At 67.9% G+C, this 4,015-nt stretch carries 3 protein-coding genes; 2 read left to right on the plus strand and 1 reads right to left on the minus strand.

Annotated features, from left to right (window positions below):
• Window positions 1-132: 132 nt before the first annotated feature.
• Window positions 133-666, minus strand: a complete 534-nt coding sequence (locus ACYX7E_RS18855; protein WP_462082154.1) for a helix-turn-helix domain-containing protein — start codon at window positions 664-666, stop codon at window positions 133-135.
• A 76-nt stretch (window positions 667-742) separates the two neighbouring features.
• Between ACYX7E_RS18855 and ACYX7E_RS18860 the strand changes: the two genes are divergently transcribed.
• Both ACYX7E_RS18860 and parC read left to right on the plus strand, forming a co-directional pair.
• Window positions 743-1,705 carry a DMT family transporter gene (locus ACYX7E_RS18860; protein ID WP_462082155.1) on the plus strand — a complete coding sequence of 321 codons (963 nt, stop codon included), beginning with the start codon at window positions 743-745 and terminating at the stop codon, window positions 1,703-1,705.
• A gap of 98 nt (window positions 1,706-1,803) precedes the next feature.
• On the plus strand, window positions 1,804-4,015 hold a 2,212-nt coding region (gene parC, locus ACYX7E_RS18865; protein ID WP_462082156.1), incomplete at its 3' end, for a DNA topoisomerase IV subunit A.

Below are 4,015 nucleotides of genomic sequence, written 5' to 3' on the forward strand. Positions count from 1 at the left end.
CGGTGAACGGAAACCCCGCCAAAAGCGGGGTTTTTTGTGCCCGGAAGAAAAGTCGACGCTGACCCCGGCGTTGCCCAGCCCGCGGTGTTGCTCGGCGCGCGGCGTTGCCCAAGCTGCAGTGTTGCAGCGCCCTCAATAGACCACGCTGCGGACGAAGCGCAGCAGGCCGTCGCCGATGTTCTCGTAGGCGTAGGCCTGCGCGGTATCGATGACCGCGAAGCCGCCCGCCTGCAGCACCTGCGGATCGGGCTCGAGCTCGACCCGCAGGCTGCCTTCGATAACGTAGATCAGCTCATGCCAACCCTGCGGATCGGGCTCGGCGACATAGCGGTCGTCGACCGCCATGGTCCAGATCCACAGTTCGGACTCCTCGCGTGCCGGTGCCGAGCCCAGCAGCACCGCGCGGCTTGCTTCGGTGCGCCCCTTCCAGGTCACGGCATTGATCGCCTGCCGGAAGCTCGCGTCCTGCGCGCGGATCACCGTCGAGAAGCTCACTCCCAGAGCGGTCGCGATCCGGTTCAGGCCGCGCAGGCTGATGTTGGCGTCCCCGGCCTCGACCCCGATGAGGGTGCGCCGGCTGATGCCCGCGGCCTCGGCCAGCGCGACCTGGCTCCAACCGGAGGCGGTGCGCAGGCGCCGGATATTGGCGCCGACGTGCGCGAGCATGTCGTCATCCTGTTGACTGTGCAAAATACTGCACCTTATGATGTGCACGATTATGCACATCAAGACAGAAGACAGCATGGAAATCAAGCGTTTGTGGTCGCCACCCAGCCGCCAGGAAGTGGCCCTGATCGTGGTGACGATGGTCTGGGGCGGCACCTTCCTGGCCGTGCAGCACGCGCTGGCGGTCAGCGGCCCGCTGTTCTTCGTTGGCCTGCGCTTCGCGATCGCGACCCTGTGCACGCTGGCGCTGTCGTTCGGCGTGTGGCGCGGGCTGACGGCGCGCGAACTGATAGCCGGCGCCGCGATCGGGGCCGCGATCTTCCTGGGCTACAGCCTGCAGACGGTCGGCCTGCAGACCATTTCCAGCAGCAAGTCGGCCTTCATCACCGCCCTGTACGTGCCGATGGTGCCGCTGCTGCAATGGGCGGTGCTGCGCCGCCCCCCGCAGCTGATGAGCTGGGTCGGCATCGGCCTGGCGTTCACCGGCCTGATGCTGCTGGCCGGCCCGCAGGCGGGCGCACCGACCCTAGGCCTGGGCGAGCTCCTGACCCTGTGCGGCGCGCTGGCGATCGCGGCCGAGATCATCCTGATCGGCCGCGTCGCCGAGGCCGTGGACGCGCGCCGGGTCACCGTGGTGCAGCTGGCGGTCGCGTCGCTGCTGGCGTTCGCCTGCATGCCGGCGACCGGCGAAGCCCTGCCCGCCTTCTCGTGGACGCTGGTCGTGCTGGCTGGCGGGCTCGGCGCCGCCAGCGCGCTGATCCAGCTGACGATGAACTGGGCACAAAAGTCCGTGTCGCCGACCAAGGCCACGCTGATCTATGCCGGCGAGCCCGTCTGGGCCGGTATCGTCGGCCGGCTGGCCGGCGAACGCCTGCCGCTGCTGGCGGTGCTGGGTGCCGCGCTGATCGTGCTGGGCGTCATCGCCAGCGAACTCAAGCCGCGTCGCCGCCGGCCCCCTGCGGACGGCGACGATGGCCGGGGCGTCGACGTCGCTGGCGATGCCGGCCATGCGCTGGCGGCCCGCCAGCCCGGCGGCTGAACCTGCCGCAGCGCCCGATGCCTCGCACGGACACGCCAGGCGCAACGCCTGCGACCGAGTACCGCTAAAATCGATGTTCCACCGTTGATGCCGTCCTGATGACCGACCTCGTACGTCCCGCCTTCCACGGGTTTGAACAGATTCCGCTGCGCGAGTACGCCGAGCGCGCCTACCTCGATTACTCGATGTACGTGGTGCTCGACCGCGCCCTGCCCTTCATCGGCGACGGCCTGAAGCCGGTCCAGCGCCGGATCATCTATGCGATGAGCGAGCTGGGCCTGAACGCCGCCGCCAAGCCGAAGAAATCCGCGCGCACCGTCGGCGACGTCATCGGCAAGTTCCATCCGCACGGCGACAGCGCCTGCTATGAAGCCATGGTGCTGATGGCGCAGCCGTTCTCGTACCGCTATCCCCTGGTCGACGGCCAGGGCAACTTCGGCTCCACCGACGATCCCAAGTCGTTCGCGGCGATGCGTTACACCGAGTCCAAGCTGACCCCGATCGCCGAGGTCCTGCTGGGCGAGCTCGGCCAGGGCACCGCCGACTGGACGCCGAACTTCGACGGCACGCTGGAAGAGCCCACCTGGCTACCGGCACGCCTGCCGCACCTGCTGCTCAACGGCACCACCGGCATCGCCGTGGGCATGGCGACCGACGTGCCGCCGCACAACCTCAACGAAGTCGTCAGCGCCTGCGTGCGCCTGCTTGACGATCCCGACGCCAGCGTGCGCGACCTCTGCGAGCACGTGCGCGGTCCGGACTATCCGACCACCGCCGAGATCATCACCCCGATCACCGACCTGCAGGCGATGTACGAGACCGGCCACGGCAGCGTGCGCGCCCGCGGCATCTTCCAGCGCGAAGGCCAGAACATCGTCGTCACCGCACTGCCCTACCAGGTCTCGCCATCCAAGGTCATCGAGCAGATCGCCGCGCAGATGCGCGCCAAGAAGCTGCCCTGGCTGGAAGACATCCGCGACGAGTCCGACCACGCCAACCCGGTGCGGATCACGCTGATCCCGCGCTCCAACCGCGTCGATGCCGAGCAATTGATGGGCCACCTGTTCGCGACCACCGACCTGGAACGCAGCTACCGCGTCAACCTCAACGTCATCGGTCTCGACGGTCGCCCGCAGGTCAAGAACCTGAAGCTGCTGCTGTCGGAATGGCTGGTGTTCCGCACCGACACCGTCACCCGCCGCCTCAAGCACCGGCTGGAAAAGGTCGAGCGCCGCCTGCACATGTTGGAAGGCCTGTTGATCGCCTTCCTCAACCTGGATGAAGTGATCCGCATCATCCGTACCGAGGACGAGCCCAAGGCCGCGCTGATCGCGCGCTTCGCCCTCAGCGACGACCAGGCCGAGTACATCCTCGAGACCAAGCTCAAGCAGCTGGCGCGACTCGAGGAAATGAAGATCCGTGGCGAGCAGGATGAACTGGCCGCCGAACGCGAGAAGCTGGGCGCGATCCTCGACAGCAAGTCCAAGCTCAAGAAGCTGATCAAGGACGAACTGCTGGCCGACGCCAAGAAGTTCGGCGACGCCCGCCGTTCGCCGCTGGTGTCGCGCGATGCCGCGCAGGCGCTCGACGAAACCGACCTGGTGCCGAGCGAACCGGTGACCATCGTGCTCAGCGAGAAGGGCTGGGTGCGTGCCGCGAAGGGCCACGACGTCGATCCCTCGTCGCTGTCCTATCGCGACGGCGACACCCTGCTGGCCGCGGTGCGTGGACGCAGCAGCCAGCAGGTCGCGTTCCTCGACACCAACGGCCGCAGCTATTCGACGCTGGCGCACGGCCTGCCGTCGGCGCGCGGCAACGGTGAACCGCTGACCGGCCGCTTCTCGCCGGCAGCCGGAGCATCGTTCACCGCGCTGGCCAGTGGCGACAACGACAGCCGCTTCGTGCTGGCCTCTTCGCAGGGCTACGGCTTCGTGACCCGCTTCGAGAACCTGACCGGCCGGCAGAAGGCCGGCAAGGCGCTGCTGTCGCTGTCCGAGGGCGCGCGCGTACTGCAGCCGGCACAGGTCGGCGCGATCGACAGCGACCGCATCGTCGCGGTCACCAGCGCCGGACACCTGCTGGTGTTCCCGCTGGTCGAACTGCCGGAACTCGACAAGGGCAAAGGCAACAAGATCATCGAGATCCCGAAGGCCAAGCGCAGCACCGAGCACGTCATCGCCATCGCGGTGGTCGGCCCGGGCAAGACGCTGTCGGTGAAGTCAGGCGCACGCACGATGAGCCTGTCGTTCAAGGATCTCGAACCCTACCTGGGCGCGCGCGCCAGCCGCGGCGGATTGTTGCCGAGGGGAT

Source organism: Luteimonas sp. RIT-PG2_3 (assembly GCF_054902115.1).

What these genes read in the sequence shown, in the direction of transcription:
- ACYX7E_RS18855 (WP_462082154.1), bottom strand. Translation starts at nt 666, where the DNA reads ATGCTCGCGCACGTCGGCGCCAATATCCGGCGCCTGCGCACCGCCTCC.
- ACYX7E_RS18860 (WP_462082155.1), top strand. Translation starts at nt 743, where the DNA reads ATGGAAATCAAGCGTTTGTGGTCGCCACCCAGCCGCCAGGAAGTGGCC.